This window comes from Sphingomonas kaistensis (assembly GCF_036884275.1).
Classification (GTDB): domain Bacteria; phylum Pseudomonadota; class Alphaproteobacteria; order Sphingomonadales; family Sphingomonadaceae; genus Sphingomicrobium; species Sphingomicrobium kaistense_A.
In genome coordinates this window covers 790,870-807,494 of sequence record NZ_CP145607.1, presented here as the reverse complement: position 1 = coordinate 807,494, position 16,625 = coordinate 790,870, and the positions used below count along the sequence as shown (strand labels likewise).

The window sequence follows — 16,625 nt, the reverse complement described above, 5'->3', positions numbered from 1 at the left end:
CAGTTGCGATGCTGGACCTAAGCCCGTGTAAGGTAGACGACGTTAGCCGGCGCGGCGCTGACCGCCATTGCCGCCGCCGCCGCGTCGACGCTGGCCGCCACCGGGACGACCGCCACCGGCCGGACCGCCCTGGCCCGCCGGCCGCTGGCTGCCGCCGTGGCGCTGGCCCTGCTGGCCGTGACCGGCATTTGGCGAGGCCGCACGCGCCGGGGCCGCGGGACGGGTCGGGTTGCCGACCGGACCACGGACTGCGCCGGGCACGCCGCGCATCGAACGACCGCCTTCACGCGGACCGCTGCGGTCCTCGGGCATGTCGCGGCGCGGGTCGTTGCGCGGCAGGCCGAAGCGCTGCGGATCGCGATTGTGACCGCGCGCGCCGCTTTCGTTGCGCTTGTTGCGCTGCTGCTGCTGCGGCTCGCGCTTGGGTTCGGGCTTCAACCGCTTCAGCGCATCGACCGCCTGCATGAAGCCGGCCGGAAGCGCTTCCTCCGTCAGCTTCTGGCGGGTCAGCTTTTCGATATCTTTGAGGAACGGCCGCTCCTCGCGGTCGCAATAAGCGATGGCGATGCCGTCAGCCCCGGCGCGCGCGGTGCGGCCGATGCGGTGGACATATTGCTCGGGCACGTTGGGCAGGTCGTAATTGACGACGTGGCTGACGCCCGGAATGTCGATCCCGCGCGCGGCGATGTCGGTCGCGACGAGGATCGGGACCGAGCCGTCACGGAAGGCTTCCAACGCCTTTTCACGCTGCGGCTGGCTCTTGTTGCCGTGGATCGCATTGGCGGGGACGCCCGCGGCGCCGAGCATGCGGACGATCTTGTCGGCGCCATGCTTGGTGCGGCTGAAAACGAGGGTGCGCTCGATATCCTTGCCGTTCTGGAAGAACAGGGTGAGGAGAGCGGTCTTTTCCGCCTGGTTGACGAAGGTGACGCGCTGTTCGACCCGCTCGGCGGTGGTGGCGACCGGGGTCACCGCGACTTCGGCCGGGTTCTTGAGATATTCGTCGGCGAGGCCCTTGATCGCCTTCGGCATGGTGGCCGAGAAGAACAGGGTCTGGCGCTTGGCCGGGATCAGCTTCACGATCCGCTTCAGCGCGTGGATGAAGCCGAGGTCGAGCATCTGGTCGGCTTCGTCGAGCACCAGGATTTCGAGCATCGAGAGGTTGAGCACGCGCTGGTCGACCAGGTCGAGCAGGCGGCCGGGGGTGGCGACCAGCACGTCGAGGCCGCGCGATACGGTGCGGACCGATTTCGCATTGGCGACACCGCCGAAGATCACGCCGACGGTGGTCTTGAGCCCGCTGCCATAGGCTTCGGCGCTGGCGGCGATCTGGCTGGCGAGCTCACGCGTCGGGGCGAGCACCAGCATGCGGATCTGGCCGGGCTTCAGCATCGCCGGGCGATTGGCGGCAAGGCGCTGCAGCGACGGGGTCATGAAGGCCGCCGTCTTGCCGGTGCCGGTCTGGGCGATGCCGAGAAGATCCCGGCCTTCCAGCACGTGGGGAATGGCCTGCGCCTGGATCGGCGAGGGCGAGGTGTAATTCTTGGCCGCAAGCGCGGCGAGCAGGGGCTTCGAGAGCCCGAGTTGTTCAAACGTCATATGTGTCTCTCAACATCATCGCGCCGGCACGCGGGAAGACCGCTGCCGGGGCTGGGTTTTCTTCAGAACCCCGCGTGATGTGGAGAACTTCATTGGGTGAACCGAGACGCGGGCCGGAGCCGCAAAGGGCTGCCGATCACGCCGCTTGATGGCGTCTCGCTGAGGGGCATGTAGGGCAGGTTGGCCGATTTGTCCAGTTTCTAGCCGACGTGCACCATCGTCGCGTCGCGCACGCCGTCGAACAAGGCAGCTTCGGTGGCGGTCATCCATACCTGCCCGCGGCCCTCTAGGCGCTCGAACAGGGCGGCGCGGCGGCCGGGGTCGAGGTGGGCGGCGACCTCGTCGAGGAGCAGCAGCGGCGGTGCGCCACGGCGGTCGGTAACGAGGGCGGCGTGGGCGAGGACCAGGCCGAGCAGCAGCGCTTTCTGTTCGCCGGTCGAGCAGCGCGCGGCGGGCTGCGCCTTGGCGGCGTGGGTAACGGAGAGGTCCTGACGGTGGGGCCCTTCGGTGGCGCGGCCGGCCGCCGCGTCACGGCCGCGATTGGCGCGGAGGCGGGCGGCGAGGTCGGCCTGCTGCGCCTGATCGAGGGCGATGGTCGGGCGGGCAAACAGGTCTTCGGGCGTCGCGGCAAGCTGCGCGGCCAGCGCCTCGACCGTGCGGGCGCGCGCGGCCCCGAGCGCCTCGCCATGTTCAGCCATGCCGGCCTCGAGCGCGGTCAGCCATTCGGGGTCGGCACCGTCGGGCTCGGCCAGCAGCTTGTTGCGCGCGCGCATCGCGGCTTCGTAGCGCGAGGCGTGGTGGGCGTGGCCGGGCTCGAGCGCCAAAACCAGCCGGTCGAGGAAGCGACGGCGGTCGCCGGCCGGGCCGCTGAACAGCCGGTCCATCGCCGGGGTCAGCCACAGGACGGCCAGCCATTCGGCAAGGCTGTTGACCGCGGCGGGCGCGCTGTTGATCCGCACGACCCTGCGTTCGGGCGCGGTTGCGAGCGTGCCGGTGCCCAGCACCGTGCCTTCGCCGAGCGCCGCGCTGACGCTCCACCCGCCCGGACCGTCGCTCCGCGCCATTTCGCCGAGTGCGCTCCCCCGCAGGCCGCGGCCGGGGGCCAGCATCGACACGGCTTCGAGGATGTTGGTCTTGCCCGCGCCGTTGGCCCCATAAAGGCAAACGAAGCCGGGCCCGGGCGCGAGGTCGAGCGCGGGATGATTGCGAAAATCGGTCAGGGTCAGCCGCGCGAGCATCAGGCCGGTGCCGGGGTCCGCGTCGCCGTGCCGTGCCGCGCCCAGCTGATCGTCCAGAAGATGAGCGCGAGGCTGACCGGAATGTCGAGAAAGGTGGTGTAAAGCAGCCAGAAGTCGGTCGAGAAAGCCCAGGCGACGAGGCTGTTGCCGCCTGCCATGACCAGCCCGGTCAGGCCCATGCCGATGCTCAGCCGGCGTCGGTCGAGATCGTTGTAGGCCATGTAGCGGTCGATCCCCGCTCCGAGCTTGCGGCCCTTCAGCACCAGCCCGTCGAACAGGAAGCAGACGGCCCCCACCAGCCCGACGATGGTAGAGCGATGCTTGATCACCTCTTCGTCCTCAAACAGGATCGCAAAGCCCGCGCTGACCAGCAGCATGAACACGCCGAACAGCATCATTCCGCCGATCAAGTCGACCTTCACGAAGCGTTGCACGACGACGAGGGAAAGGCCGACCGCGGCGCCGACCAGCGCGGCGGTCTTGAGATCGGTCAGCTTGGCGACAACGAAAAACAGCAGACCGGTGGCGATATCGACGAGGATCGGCACCTTGTTGCGCTTGAGCTTGTCGGGATCGTAGGCGGGCTCGCCGTTGGCGCTCTTCTCCGCGACCATCCGGGCCATCTTTTCGGGAAAGGCGATCCGCTTGCCGGGGTGGCTTTCGTGGACCAGCGCGCCGTCGACCCGCACCCCGATGCCGACATTATACCAGTTGACGTAGCCCGCCTCGATTTCGAGCCGGCGGCCATCGGGAAGCGTCGCGGCCAAGTGATGATTGCGGATCGCCTCGGTACCGGAAACAGGCGTGAAGTCGGTCGCAACGTCCTCGCCGTCGATGACAAGGCGGCTGGTCATGCCCGACATGCGGCTTTCGATCAGCACCCAGCACTCGTGCGCGATGCCGATCGAGAAAGGACGCTTGTAGAGCCACAGGCGGCGGCCCGAAGCGGCGGGGGCGGCGACGTCGGTCATTACCGCGCTAAAGCAGAGGTGTCCCGCCGTGGCCAGCGGTGGCTGACGCAAGTCGCGGAACGGTCGCGGCGATGCCCGCGTTAGGATGCGAGATGATGTCTATTCCCAAAGCAACGGCCCGCCTGCTGGCGAGGCCGATGGTCGTCGTGGCCCTGCTTGCCCTGCCCGCTTTTGCCCTGCCTTCGCCGACAAGCGCCGCCCCTGCCCGTACGCTGGTCGATACGGCGCCTCTCCTCGGACCGCTTCGCGTGGTCGCGCCGTTCGGTATCGCGACCAGCCTGTGGCGGAGTGCGGAGCATAATCGGCGCGTCGGGGGCATGCCCAACAGCTATCACCTGAGCGGGCGCGCGATCGACGTGCAACGCCGCCCCGGCGTGAGCCACGCGATGCTGGATGCCGCCCTTCGCAGGGCCGGCTTCGTGCCGATCGAATCGATCGACGAGATCGATCACAGCCATTTCGCTTTTCTTCCGGCAGGTAGCAATCCCACCGTATCGCGATCCAAGGCTGCGACGGTCACGACCGTGGCGCCGCCATCAAAGCCCGCCGAGCCGCGAGTGGCCGCAGACCTGCATGGCACCTTGCTGATCGACGCGGTTAAGCCCGTCGCTTCTTCTGCTGTCATCGCTTCAAGCGGATCCGCACCTTCAAGCGGCGCGGCTAACTAAGCCAACGCTTCAGGCGTGGCCGCGCTTAAAGGTCAGACCCGCATCGGCATCAGGACGTAGAGCGCGGCCGATTTGTCGTTTTCACGCAGCAGCGTCGGCGCGGCGGCGTCGGCGAGGTGCACTTCCACCGTGTCCCCATCGATCTCGCCCAGGATGTCGAGCAGGTAGCGGGCGTTGAACCCGATCTCGAGATTGTCGGCGCCATAATCGGCGGCCAGTTCCTCGGTCGCGAGGCCGTTTTCGGGCGAGGTGACCGACAGCGTCACGCGGTCGCGGTCGAGGCTGATCTTGACCGCGCGGGTCTTCTCGCTGGCGATGGTGGCGACGCGGTCGACGCCGGCCTTGAAGCTGGCGGGATCGAGCTTCAGCAGCTTGTCATTGGCGGTCGGGATGACCCGGTTATAGTCGGGGAAGCTGCCGTCGATCAGCTTGCTGGTCAGCACCGCATGGCCGAGCACGAAGCGGATCTTGGTCGCCGACAGGGTGACCTCGACCGTGCCTTCGACCTCGTCGAGCAGCTTACGCAGTTCCAGCACGCACTTCTTGGGCACGATCACGTCGGGCATGCCGTCGGCGCCGTCGGGCTTGGCAACCGTTACGCGCGCCAGGCGATGGCCGTCGGTGGCGGCGGCCTTGAGCATGTCGTCGGCGACGTGAAGGAAGATGCCCATCAGATAATAACGGGTTTCTTCCGAGCTGATCGCGAACTTGGTCTTGTCGATGATCTGGCGCAGCGTCGCGGCCGGCAGTTCGAAGCGGGTCGGAAGCTCACCCTCGGCGATCACCGGGAAGTCGTCGCGCGGCAGGGTCGACAGATTGAAGCGGGCGCGGCCGGCGACGACCTGCATCTTGCCGTCGGCGGCGGAAAGCTCGACCTGGCTCCCCTCGGGCAGCTTGCGGACGATGTCGAAGAAAGTGTGGGCCGAGACGGTGGTGGCGCCGGGGGTGGCGACGTTGGCGGGAACGCTTTCATCGACCTGAAGGTCGAGATCGGTCGCCATCAGCCGCAGCGACCCGTCTTCGCGCGCGTCGAGCAGGACGTTGGAGAGGATCGGAATGGTGTTGCGGCGCTCCACCACCGATTGGACGTGGCTCAGGCTCTTGAGGAGGGTGGCCCGTTCGATCGTCGCCTTCATCGCTGCTGCTCAGTCCTTTTGCCCCGGACGCCGCCGGCCCTGCCTTCCGCGAACGGAAACAGGGCGCCGGACGGCGTCGTCTTTGTGAGGTCGTTATAGCGGGCAGGCGGTCGGGTGGAAGGGGCATGGGCACCCCTTTCGTCACGATTTCGTCAGGCGTGGATCAGCTTGGTGATCGTCTGATGACGAAGGGTGTCCAAAGCCTGCTGCGCGGCGGCGATCTCCTCGGCGAGATGACGAAGCGCGGTGACGAGGCGGCGGGCGTCGAGCGCCGGCCCGATCGCGAGGCAATCTTCGATGGTCCGCGCGGCATCGCTGACGCGGAGAGCGCCGAGATTGGCGGCCGCGCCCTTGAGATTATGGGCGTGCGCAGCGGCGGCGGCATGATCGCGATCGGCGATCGCGGCGCGGATGGCACGTGGTCGCTCGTCGAATTCGGCCGCGAGGAGGACCAGCAGCTGATCGACACGAACCGGGCCGAGCATGGCGCGCAACTCCTCGATGGTGCCGGGGTCGAGCGCACAGTCCGCAGAGGGCAAAGGGCTTGACCTGGCGGTGTCGGGAGCCGGGCGCAGTCGGCGCTGGAGGACAGTGTCGAGCGTCGCGGCAAAGGCGGCGCCATCGATCGGCTTGGTCATCAGGCCGTCGAGCCCCGCTTCCTCGTAGAGCTCCCAGTTGGGGGCGGCATCTGCGGTCAGGGCGATAATCGGCGCTTCGCTCGACGGCCCTCCCGAGGCGCGGATCTTGCGCGTCGCGGTCAGCCCATCGCAGCGTGGCATCTGCATATCCATCAGAATCAGGTCATAGGCCTGCCGCGCGCCCTCATCGACCGCGGCTTCCCCGTCGCCGGCGCAGGTGACCCGGTGGCCGAGCCGTTTGCACAAGGCGATGATAAGGAGCTGATTGACCGGATTATCCTCGGCAAGAAGGATATCGAGCGGCCGTACCGGCATCTGGTCGGGCGGGACCGCAGGTGCCGCTGCCGGCGCGGCATCTGGCAGGGTCAGCACAATAGTAAAGGTGGCGCCTTTGTGCCTGCGCGACTGAACCAGAATGTTGCCGCCCATCGCGGTCACCAGGCGGCGGCTGATCGCGAGGCCGAGGCCGGTGCCGCCGCCGCCCGCGCCGCTGGCACCTTGCACAAACGGCTCGAACAGGCGGCCGCGCAGATTGGGGGCGATCCCGATGCCCTGGTCGATGACCGACAGGCGGACGCGCTGGCAGCCGCGAGGGGCGGACTGCACCGCGCAACGCACCGTCACCCGGCCGGAATCGCTGAACTTGATCGCGTTGCTGAGGAGATTGCTCAACACCTGGCGAAGCCGCACCGCATCGCCGCGCAGCCACATCGCGCCCGGCGACGGCGCGTCGAGCCGGAGATCGAGGCCGCGCGCCGCCGCCGTCCGTTCGAACAGACGCAGCGTGGAGAGCAGGGTGGCGCCGAGGTCGAACGGTTCGCTGGCAATGGTGATGCGACCGGAATCGACCTTGCTGAAATCAAGGATGTCGTTCAGCACCACCATCAGCACCTCGCCCGATCGGCGGAGGGTTTGAAGATAAAGCGCACGATCTTCCGCGGAAGGATCGCCTTCAAGCAGCTCGATCATGCCGATGACGCCGGTCATCGGAGTGCGGATCTCATGGCTCATGGTGGCGAGAAACTGGCTCCGAAAGTCCGCAGCGGCCTGCGCTTCTTCAAGCGCCGCAACGAGGCGCTGTTCGTTCCGAAGCTTGACGGTGATGTCGCTGACCACGCCAAAAAGAGTGAACGAACGGCCATCGTCGTGACGCTGCATCCGAAGCTGAAAGGTACGCCCGTCGTGATCGCCGCCGAGCCGGACAGTGCATTCCGCCAGCACGTCTCCGCGGCAAGTCCTCGCCACGGCGCGCAGCAGACGGTGGCGGTCGATGGAATGTAACAGGTCGAGCGCCTCACGGACTCCGACCGTCGGCCGGTCCAGTCCGAGCATGGCGGCGGCTCCGTCCGACAGCATCAATTCACGCCTTTCGGAACCAATTACCCAATGACCGAGCGAGCCGAGCTCTTCGGCCATAAGCAGCAGCCGGTTGCTTTCGGACAATTGCGCCGCGCGTTCGGCGGCGAGAAGTTCGGCGGTCCGGCGGCCGTGGACATCACGTAAGGTGGCGACCAGGGGCAAGTCGCTCGGCAGGCAGGCGTCGTGCGCGCCAAGGCACGGCGGCGAATTTCCCTCCAGCGTGCACCGCCCCTCCAGAAAGGCAGGGCAGCCGTCGAGCCGCTCTCTCGACTGAGCGGGGTCAAGCGAGCCGGCGAGCCGTATCGAGGCTTCGATCCAGCGATCGTGTCCCCGCGCATGGCGCATCCGGAAGCACGTCAGGGCATCGCCATTGTGACGGGCCCGCAGCACCGCGGCGAAGAACCGGCTTCGGTCGGCGGGGTGGATATGGGCAGCGAGGGCGATTCCACGGAGAGCGCTTGCGGGAAGCCCGAGCAAGCGCCCCGACGCGCTCGACACATAATCGGCATCGCCCTGCGCGCTCAGGCGCAGAATGAGGTCGCTGCCATGATCGGCAAGCAGGCGGTAATGCTCTTCGCTCGAGCGGAGGGCAGCGGCGGTCTGCGCGCGCTCCTGGCGGAGGGCGGCCACGGGCAGGGTCAGCGCCACCGCGGTCGCCATAAAGGCCTGGATGAGGAAAATCCGGGCGCCCTCGGTGATCGGCGGGAGTTCGAGCGGTCCCCAGCCCTCCACGGCTACCGCCATCGCGCTTGCGCTTACCACCAGCACCAGCATCGCGCAGCGTTGCAACGGGAGGCGCAAGCCGGCCAACATGAGCACGGGCGCGATGAGAAAGAGGAAGGGATAGTGCCCCTTGAAGACCAGGGCCGTGATGATTGCCCCGGCAACGAGCAGCAGGGCATATTCGAGCGGGTTTCCCCCCAACCTTTCGTGCCGCGGTTGGGCAAGGGTGACCAGCAACGGGGTCAGGATCAGAATGCCGAGGCAGTCGGCGATCAGCCACCGCGCCAGCGGTTCGGACGCTGCGGGGTCGTCCAGGACTGCCAGGGACAGGCCGGCAAGGCCCGTGGACGCGAGCGAACCGACGATGGCCAGCAGGGCCAGCATCGTGAGCCGGGCCGGTGTGTCGAGCGTCGCGGGAACCGGATAGCGGCGTTCGAACAGGCACGCGACCAGCGCAATTTCCGCGAGGTTGCAGGCGGCCAGCGCAATCGCCAGCGCTGAGGCGTCGCCCGCGACCAATCCGGCCGCTGTGTTGGCAAGGAAGCTGGCTCCAAACAATGGCGTCCAGTGCTGACGTTCGGTGCGGAGGAGCAAGGCAATAATCGCCGCGTTGGCGAGCCACACCGAAGCGAGTCGCTCCCCTTCCCGCGTCAGCTCGATCCCGGCCAAAGCGAGGCCGAACATAATGACGGCGGCCAGTACGGGTCGACCGACCCGGGCCACGGCACGCGGACTTGAGCGCATGGCAAGCTTTCCAGCGATCCGGCGTGCCGAAGGTGCGGAGTGCCAGCAGTAGCGAACAAGCGCGGATCGGTCCGATATGGAGGCGGCGCGACCACGAAGGAGACGCTTGCGAAGTCCGTTATCGAGCGTTTTGCCGGGAGACGGGATCGAACAGCAAAAAGGCGACGGCAGAGCTCACACCTGCCGCCGCCCTTGTTCGCCGAGTCGTGATTTAGCTTGCCGGGGCGAGCACCGTGTCGATCGAATGCACCACACCATTGCGGGCGGGCTGTTCGCTGCCGGTGGTCCGGGCGCTTTGCCCGGCGGCGTCGGTGATCCGGAATGCTTCGCCGTCGCGGGTGATGGTTAGGGGCTCGCCCGCCATGGTCGCGATGGTCGCCTTGCCCTTGCCGTTCTCCACCGCGCGGGCGAGGTCGGCGGCGAGGATGGTGCCGGGCAGGATGTGCGCCCGCAGCAACGCCGTCAGCTTGGCCTTTTGCTCGGGCTGGTCGAGGTTATCGAGGCTTCCGGCGGGGAGCTTGTCGAGCGCCGCATCGGTCGGGGCAAGGATGGTGTAAGGCTCTTTGCCCGACAGCACCTTTTCCATGCCCGCCGCCTTGACCAGCCCCGCGAGGCGGGGACTGGCCCCGACCACCGCGGCGAGATCCTGCGACGGGGCACCGGCCTGGGCGGAAAGGTTGGTCTCCGATTCCCCGGCGGCAGCGGCGTTGTTGCCGCCGTCCCCCTGCCCGCACGCGGCGAGCAGGAGGGCGGCAACGCTGGTGGCGATCAGACGGCGCATCAGACCAGGCTCTCCACGATCGCCTGGACGATCTGGGTTGTCGGATCGACCTGATAGATGTTGCCGTCGTTGTAGCGGTACCAATTGTCCGGTCCGTCTACATAGCGATCGCGATATTCGTACGGCACGTTGTAGACGTCGTAGCCGGCCGGCATCGGCTGGCCGACCCCGAACCCTCCTGCCAGCAGCGAGACGATCCCTTCGATCAGGCCGTTGCCGCTGTCGACCTGGTAGATGGCGCCATCGCCGTAGCGATAATAATCGTCGCCGTTGTCGGCATACCAAGGCTGATACTGGACCGGGACGTTGTAATAGCCGAGGTAATCCTGCGGATAGGTGGCGCCGACGTAATAAGCGCCGTTCCAGTCGTCCGAGATCGGCCAATAGCCGTCGACGTAGTTGCGGTCGCGGTCGACCCGGTACACGTAGCCGTCGGTGGTCCGGTAGTAATAATCGTCATTGTCCGGATACCAGCTGCGATAGTCGATCGGCAGCAGCGCCGAGCCGAGCGCGACCGGAAGCGCCGCGCCGACCAGCTTCTTGGCCTGGCCCGGGGGGAGACAGCCGTTGTTCTTGGCCGCGAGCCCCGGAGGGCAACCGTCGACCAGCCCGGTGGTGCGGAAATTCGGGCTTCCGAAATAGCTGTAGCGCTGCCCATCGTCGAAGTTGTTGACGGTGATGCGCTGCTCGCGCTGAAACACGCGGCTGTCGATTTGATCGCGGCCGCCGCGATCCTGGACGAGGCGTTCGTTGCCGCCGCCCCGCTGACGCTCGACATTGCCGCGTTCGATGCGGGCCGGACCACGATCAGCCCGAACCTCGCGGGCCGGGCCGCGCTCTTTCATGTCCTGCTTTTGCGGGCGCTGGGCCTGGCGTTCGATGCGCTTCTCGGGTCCGCGCACCTGCTGCCCGCCGCCGCCGCGCGCTTCACGCTGCTGGCCGCCGCCGTGCATTTCCTTGGGACCGCCGCCGTTGCCGCGCATCTGCGGACCACCGCCACCGCCGCCGCCGCCGCCGCCGCCCTTCGGGGCCTGCGCCGCCGGGGGGCCGCCCTTGCCGCCGCCATTGCCGTTGCCGCCACCGCCGCCCTTGCCGGGCTGCGCCAGCACCGGCGCCGTGAACGCCAGCGCCGCGGCGCCGGCCAGAATGAATGTCTTTTTCATGAGCCTGAGCTCCTTTCGGAGGTCACTAACGGCTTGTCCGCCGTTCGCGTTCCCGCCTCCATGGCGAGAGGAACTGTCTAGCTACTGACGGGTGAACCTTGGATTTCAGCCATTTAGGGCTGCGGTTCATCTACCCAATCACGGATCAGGAAGCGGCTGGCGATCAGCGCCATGATCGCGGCGAGGCCGTAGAACAGCACCACCCCGATCGCCGCATAGCGCAGGCTGTCGAGGCCGTAGGTGCTCTTGAGCGCGTCCGAAATCGCCCCGATCAGCAGCGGTCCGACGCCGAGACCGACGAGATTGTTGATCAGCAGGAACATCGACGAAGCGGTGGCGCGCTTGGCCGGTTCGACCAGGTTCTGGACCGCGGTGACGATGGGCCCGAGCCACAGGATGTTCATCGCATTGGCGATCAAGAGCGGCGGCCAGGCCAGCCACAGATTGTCGGTGGTCAGGCCGAACAGGAAGCAGGGCAAGGCGATCAGCCAGGCGAAGGCGGGCAGCTTGGCATACCAGCTCTTGTCGGCATGCCCGAGGCGATCGGCGAAATGGCCGCCGGCCAGCACCCCGATGACCCCGCCGATCAGCAGCAGCGAGCCCATAAACTGGCCGGCCTGGAGCAGGGTCAGGTCGTAGCTCAGCATCAGCACGCTCGGCACCCACACCGCGAGGCCGTAACCGCACAGTGAGGACAGGGAGGCCGCGATCGCGAGGAGCCAGAAGCTCGGCTTTCTGGAAACGATCGCCCAGACTTCGCCAAGGCGCACGTCGCTGGTGGTCCCGGCGGGGCGCGGAACGTCCTTCACCACCCACAGGAAGAAGGGCACCAGGACGATCCCGATCCCGCCCATGATGAGGAAGGCGGCGCGCCAGTCGATGTAGGTCGCGATATAGGCGCCGACGAGCAGGCCGCTGCCGAGCCCGACGGGCACGCCGAGCGAGTAGATGCCGAGCGCGCGGCCGCGCTTTTCGGGCGGGAAATAGTCAGCGATGAGGGCGTAGGACGGCGCCACGCCGCCCGCTTCGCCGACCCCAACGCCGAGGCGGAAGAGGAACATCGACCAATAGCCGCCCGCCACGCCGCACAAGGCGGTGAACCCGCTCCACACCGCGAGCGAGCCGGCAATGACCTTGGACCGGCTGGTGCGGTCGGCAAGGTAGGACAGGGGCACGCCGGCGAAGCTGTAGAGCAAGGCAAAGGCGAGGCCGGCGATGGCGCCGAATTCGGTGTCGCTGAGCGACAGGTCATTCTTGATCGGCTGAGCCAGGATCGAGAGGATCTGCCGGTCGAGGAAATTGAGGATGTAGGCCAGCAGCAGGAAGACGAGAACGATCGTCGGCGAGCGCGGGGTGGTGCGTGCTGCTGTGGTCATGGGAGAGGGAGTGGCACGGGATGCCTGGAGAACCAAGCGTCCCGTGCCACCCGACCCTTAGAACTTGATGTCGAGCGAGACGAACACCTGCCGCGGCGCACCGTAGAAGCCGGTCACCACGCCTTCGAGACCGAGGCTCGGCGCGACGCCGGGCACAGCGAAGACCGGGCTGGCGGGCGAGGCCGAGAGGATCGGCTGGCCGGTCACCGGGTTGACCGTCAGGAACTGATAGCCCGACGTGATGTAGCGCTTGTCGAACAGGTTCTTGCCGTGGAGCCCGATGCGGACCTGACCGATGTCGTAGGTCAGATTGGCGTCGAACAGCGAATAGCCCTTCTGGTCGAGATAGGGGCTGGGCAGTTCGAACTGCGTGCTCTTGCTGCGATACGACGCGGTAGCGTTGGCCCCCAGCATGCCGGGGCCGGCCGGGATCGAGAAATCGACGCTCGCCGAATTGGTCCACTTGGGCGTATTCTGAATTTCGCGGAAATTGGCGACGTCGATCGGCTGCGCGCGCGAGGTCGGGGCCGGATTGCCGCTGGCATCGAACGCCGCGATGTTGGTGATGAACTGCTTGTACTTGGCGTCCAAGTAACCGACCGACCCCGACACATTGAAGCGCGAGCCCGGGCCGGCGAAATCGCGGGCGATGATCGCGCTGCCTTCGAATTCGATACCCTTGAACTGTGCCTTGCCGGCATTGGTCGTGACACCGACAAAGGTCGGCACGCCGTTGATCACCGCACCGGCCGATCCCGGCACCTGCGCATCCTTGTAGTCGGCGATGAAGCCCGCGATCGCGACGCGGACGCGGCGGTCGAACAGCGCGGCCTTGTAGCCGATTTCGTAGCTGGTGACCTTTTCCGGTTCGAACAGGAAGTAATCGAAGATTTCGGACGGTTCGCGGGTGCCGTTGCCGTTCAGGTCCGGCGCCGCGGTGCTGAGGCCGCGCGGATCGAAGCCGCCGCCCTTGAAGCCCTTGGACCAGCTTGCGTAAATGTTGGTGTCGCTGTTCGGCTGGAAGCTGACAGAGGCACGCGGGGTGAACTGCTTGAAGGTCTTTTCGCCCACGAAATTGGAAGTCAGCGCGCCCAACTGCACGCCGGCACCGCCGAGCGCGGGCGAAACGCCGCCAATCAGATTCTTGCGGATCACCGTCGCATTGCGCTTGTCCGACGTGTAGCGCCCGCCGAGCGAGATCGAGAACTGGTCGGTCAGGTCGTAGGTGAAATCGGCAAAGCCGGCATAGGTCTTGGTATCGACATCGCCGAAGGTCGAGGCGGTGAAGCCCGGCAGGCCCAAGGCAGCGCCGGTGGTGCCCAGCAGCACGTCGAAGATATTGTTTGCGTTGGCGTTCAAATAATATCCGCCGATCAGGCCATTCAGGCGGCCGCTTTCGACCAGCAACTGCACTTCCTGGCTGAACTGGCGGTTGCGATAGATGGCGGGCACGTCGACATCGGCGGCGGCCAGCGCGTCGAAGTCGATCGGGGTGACGCTCTTGTCCTTGCGCCATGCGGTGATCGAGCGAAGGGTGATGCCGTCGCTCACTTCGAAATCGCCGCGGATCGAGATGCCGCCGCCGCGCACGTCCTGCTTGGGGTTCACGAGCCCGCCGCGGGTGTCGAACACGTTGCCGAGTACCGGTTGGCGGGACAGCAGCGAGGGGATGAAGCGGTGGCCGCCGCGCGGGCTGCTGCTATCCCAGGTGTAATCGCCGGCGATCTTGATCCGGATGGCGTCGGTCGGAAGCAGCTCGGTCGTGCCGCGGACCGCGAAGATGTCCTTGTCGTAATTTTCCGCGCCAGTGGTGAGGTTGGTGCCGAAGCCGTTGCGTGTCAGCCGGGCGACCGCCCCGCCGATGCGCATGAAGTCCGCCAGCGGGACCGAGCCGCTGATCACCAAGTCGCGCTGGCCGTAGCTGCCGACGGCCGCGCGGACCTTACCTTCCGGATTGGCCGACAGCGAGCGGGTGACGTACTTGATCGCGCCGCCAATGGTGTTGCGGCCGTAAAGCGTGCCCTGCGGCCCGCGCAGCACTTCGATCCGCTCCACGTCATAAACGTCTAGCAACGCGCCTTGCGGACGGTTGAGATAGACGTCGTCGAGATAGATGCCGACGCCGCCTTCGTAGCCGGCGACCGGATCCTGCTGACCGACGCCGCGGATAAAGGCGGTCAACGTGCTGTTGGTCCCGCGCGAGGTTTCCAGCGTGACGTTGGGAGTGGTGTCGCCGATGTCGCTGATGTCGATCGCGCCCTGCCGGTCGAGCTGCTCGCCCGAATAGGCGGTGACCGCGATCGGCACGTCGATCAGCGTTTCGGTACGGCGGCGGGCGGTGACGACAATGTCACCGTCGGGCGCCGCGGCGGCTTCGTCACGGGTCTGCGCGTCGTTGACGGCAGCGGTGGTCGCCGTGTCGGTCGTCGGCGGTGCTTCCTGCGCATAGGCAGGCGCGGCGACAAGCAGGGTGGCGGCCGACGCGAACAGGGCCGAACGGATAGTGATAGCGCGCATGACGATGATGTCTCCCCCTCGATTGGACAGGCCCGGCGACTCTTCCTCCCGCCGCACCCAAATCTGAGACGTCCTGCTTACTGAAACTTGAATCACCTTTCAAGTCTTGATCGGCGAGGTGCTTGCGGGCATCCTAGCGGTTCGAGGTGTCGGGTCCGGGGTGGCGCGGCGCGGGGTTGGCGAGCCGGGCTCGCCGGGGAGACCGGTGAATGGCGGACAGCGGCAAGGCAGTGACCGGCAAGGCCCGACCGGTGCGCGCCGGACGCGCGATGGTCGATCGGCATGACGAAACCGTGCCGCTGACCAATTCGGCCAAGGCGCCGCGCACCGCGCGGGGCGAGCGGACCCGGCGCAAGATCCTCGACGCCGCGCGGTCCGAATTCGGCACCCGCGGTTTTGCCGATACCGGGATCACCGAAATCACCCGCACCGCCAAAGTCGCGCTGGGCACCTTCTACACCTATTTCGACAGCAAGGAGGAAGTGTTCCGCGCGCTGGTGCAGGACATGAGCGAGCAGGTCCGGCTGGCGGTCGCGCCTGTACTGTCGGACGGCCGCGGTACGCTGGAAGCCGAGGAGCGGGCGCTGGCCGCGTTTCTGTCGTTCGTCGGCCAGCACCAGCAGGTCTATCGAATCATCGACGAGGCCGAGTTCGTCGATCCCGCGGGCTTTCGCGCGCACTATGAGAACACCGCCGCACGCATTGCCGAACGGCTTGCCGAAGGCGCTGCGGCTGGCGTCATGCAGTCACCACGCGATCCGCTCGACGCCGAGGTGCGGGCCTGGGCGATCATGGGGATGAACGTCTTTCTCGGCCTGCGCTTCGGTGTGTGGGGCGAGGAGGATTCGGCCGCAGTGGCGGCGGCTGGCAATCGCTTGATCCGCGACGGGCTGGCAAGAAGCTGAAGATGCCGTAACCGAACGTTATCGCGCGTGGGGTAAGCGCTACGCATGAACGCCGCGTTCGACACCTATCCGTCCCTCGAAATGGCCTTCAGCGATCGGTTTCGCGGGCACAATGAGCGCGACTGGACCGAATGGGCGGAGCGGCATTTTTACGACAGCGCCACGGCCATTCCGCCGCAGGCCGGCGAAGTCTGGCTGAATCGCCAGAAGCTGAACTATCGCGGGATTAGCGACAAAAACGCGATCCGCCATCTCATCGCGGCAAATGTGGATCAGGCGTTTCTGGGGGAGATCGGTAGTCTGGTCGATCTAAAGCGGCTGGAGCTCGAATGTCCTTTTCTCGCCGCGGATCTGACGCCGCTTCTCTCGCTCACTAATCTCGAACACCTCAGCATCGACAGCCCGCGAAACCTGTCCGATCTTTCGCCGCTTCTCGAGCTGCCGCGCTTGAAGACATTGCTCATCACCAACGCCAAGAAGATGCCGAACATCGAATGGCTTCGCGGTGCGCATCATCTCGAAGTGATAGGCATCGAGGGCGCGATCGATTGCGACTACACAATTCAGAGCTTGGCGCCCCTCGCGGGCCTCAGGTCGTTGCGGGCGTTCCTGGGCGTGTCGACACGGCTTGCGGACAAGTCGCTGATGCCGCTTGCCGAATGCCCGAAGCTGGAGTTTCTCGCCATCGCACGATTCGCGCCGCGCTCCGCGTTCGAGCAATTGCAGCAGGCGCGACCCGATATTTTCTGCCGCTGGTTCGACCCCAAGGCGTGGGGCACGGCAGCCCTGAAGCCGATCGAATAACGT

The 16,625-nt window shown here is 66.7% G+C and carries 12 protein-coding genes; 3 read left to right on the top strand and 9 right to left on the bottom strand.

Features of this window, described 5'->3' with window-relative positions; translation table 11 throughout:
• Nucleotides 1–42: 42 nt before the first annotated feature.
• From V6R86_RS03830 to V6R86_RS03820, 3 genes are all read right to left on the bottom strand, one after another.
• Complete coding sequence (locus V6R86_RS03830) at nt 43–1,599, bottom strand: DEAD/DEAH box helicase (RefSeq protein ID WP_338502261.1); 1,557 nt, start codon at nt 1,597–1,599, stop codon at nt 43–45.
• A gap of 200 nt (nt 1,600–1,799) precedes the next feature.
• Entirely contained in the window at nt 1,800–2,837 is a 1,038-nt protein-coding gene (gene recF, locus V6R86_RS03825; RefSeq protein ID WP_338502260.1) for a DNA replication/repair protein RecF, read from the bottom strand.
• Complete coding sequence (locus V6R86_RS03820; RefSeq protein ID WP_338502257.1) at nt 2,837–3,808, bottom strand: septation protein IspZ; 972 nt, start codon at nt 3,806–3,808, stop codon at nt 2,837–2,839. The genes recF and V6R86_RS03820 overlap by 1 nt, the downstream gene beginning before the upstream one ends.
• Nucleotides 3,809–3,903: 95 nt before the next feature.
• Here V6R86_RS03820 and V6R86_RS03815 point away from each other — a divergent pair, with 95 nt between their 5' ends.
• Nucleotides 3,904–4,476, top strand: coding sequence for a D-Ala-D-Ala carboxypeptidase family metallohydrolase (locus tag V6R86_RS03815; RefSeq protein ID WP_338502256.1), 573 nt, complete (start codon nt 3,904–3,906; stop codon nt 4,474–4,476).
• Between the two features lie 32 nt (nt 4,477–4,508).
• Here the strand turns inward: V6R86_RS03815 and dnaN are convergent, their stop codons facing one another.
• The 6 genes from dnaN to V6R86_RS03785 all read right to left on the bottom strand — a co-directional run bounded on the left by dnaN (nt 4,509) and on the right by V6R86_RS03785 (nt 14,913).
• Entirely contained in the window at nt 4,509–5,612 is a 1,104-nt protein-coding gene (dnaN, locus tag V6R86_RS03810) for a DNA polymerase III subunit beta (RefSeq protein ID WP_338502254.1), read from the bottom strand.
• Nucleotides 5,613–5,764: 152 nt separating this feature from the next.
• Nucleotides 5,765–9,076: an MASE1 domain-containing protein gene (locus V6R86_RS03805; protein WP_338502252.1), complete on the bottom strand. Its 3,312-nt coding sequence runs from the start codon at nt 9,074–9,076 to the stop codon at nt 5,765–5,767.
• A gap of 211 nt (nt 9,077–9,287) precedes the next feature.
• Complete coding sequence (locus tag V6R86_RS03800) at nt 9,288–9,857, bottom strand: fasciclin domain-containing protein (RefSeq protein WP_338502250.1); 570 nt, start codon at nt 9,855–9,857, stop codon at nt 9,288–9,290.
• The gene (locus V6R86_RS03795; protein ID WP_338502249.1) at nt 9,857–11,020 is read right to left on the bottom strand and encodes a hypothetical protein; all 1,164 of its coding nucleotides are present in this window, start codon (nt 11,018–11,020) and stop codon (nt 9,857–9,859) included. The genes V6R86_RS03800 and V6R86_RS03795 overlap by 1 nt, the downstream gene beginning before the upstream one ends.
• Before the next feature lie 113 nt (nt 11,021–11,133).
• Nucleotides 11,134–12,396, bottom strand: coding sequence for an MFS transporter (locus V6R86_RS03790; RefSeq protein WP_338502246.1), 1,263 nt, complete (start codon nt 12,394–12,396; stop codon nt 11,134–11,136).
• Between the two features lie 57 nt (nt 12,397–12,453).
• Nucleotides 12,454–14,913, bottom strand: a complete 2,460-nt coding sequence (locus V6R86_RS03785) for a TonB-dependent receptor (protein ID WP_338502245.1) — start codon at nt 14,911–14,913, stop codon at nt 12,454–12,456.
• 269 nt (nt 14,914–15,182) lie between these two features.
• Between V6R86_RS03785 and V6R86_RS03780 the strand changes: the two genes are divergently transcribed.
• Nucleotides 15,183–15,818 carry a TetR/AcrR family transcriptional regulator gene (locus V6R86_RS03780; RefSeq protein WP_338505395.1) on the top strand — a complete coding sequence of 212 codons (636 nt, stop codon included), beginning with the start codon at nt 15,183–15,185 and terminating at the stop codon, nt 15,816–15,818.
• A gap of 45 nt (nt 15,819–15,863) precedes the next feature.
• Complete coding sequence (locus V6R86_RS03775; RefSeq protein WP_338502243.1) at nt 15,864–16,622, top strand: hypothetical protein; 759 nt, start codon at nt 15,864–15,866, stop codon at nt 16,620–16,622.
• Nucleotides 16,623–16,625: the final 3 nt, after the last annotated feature.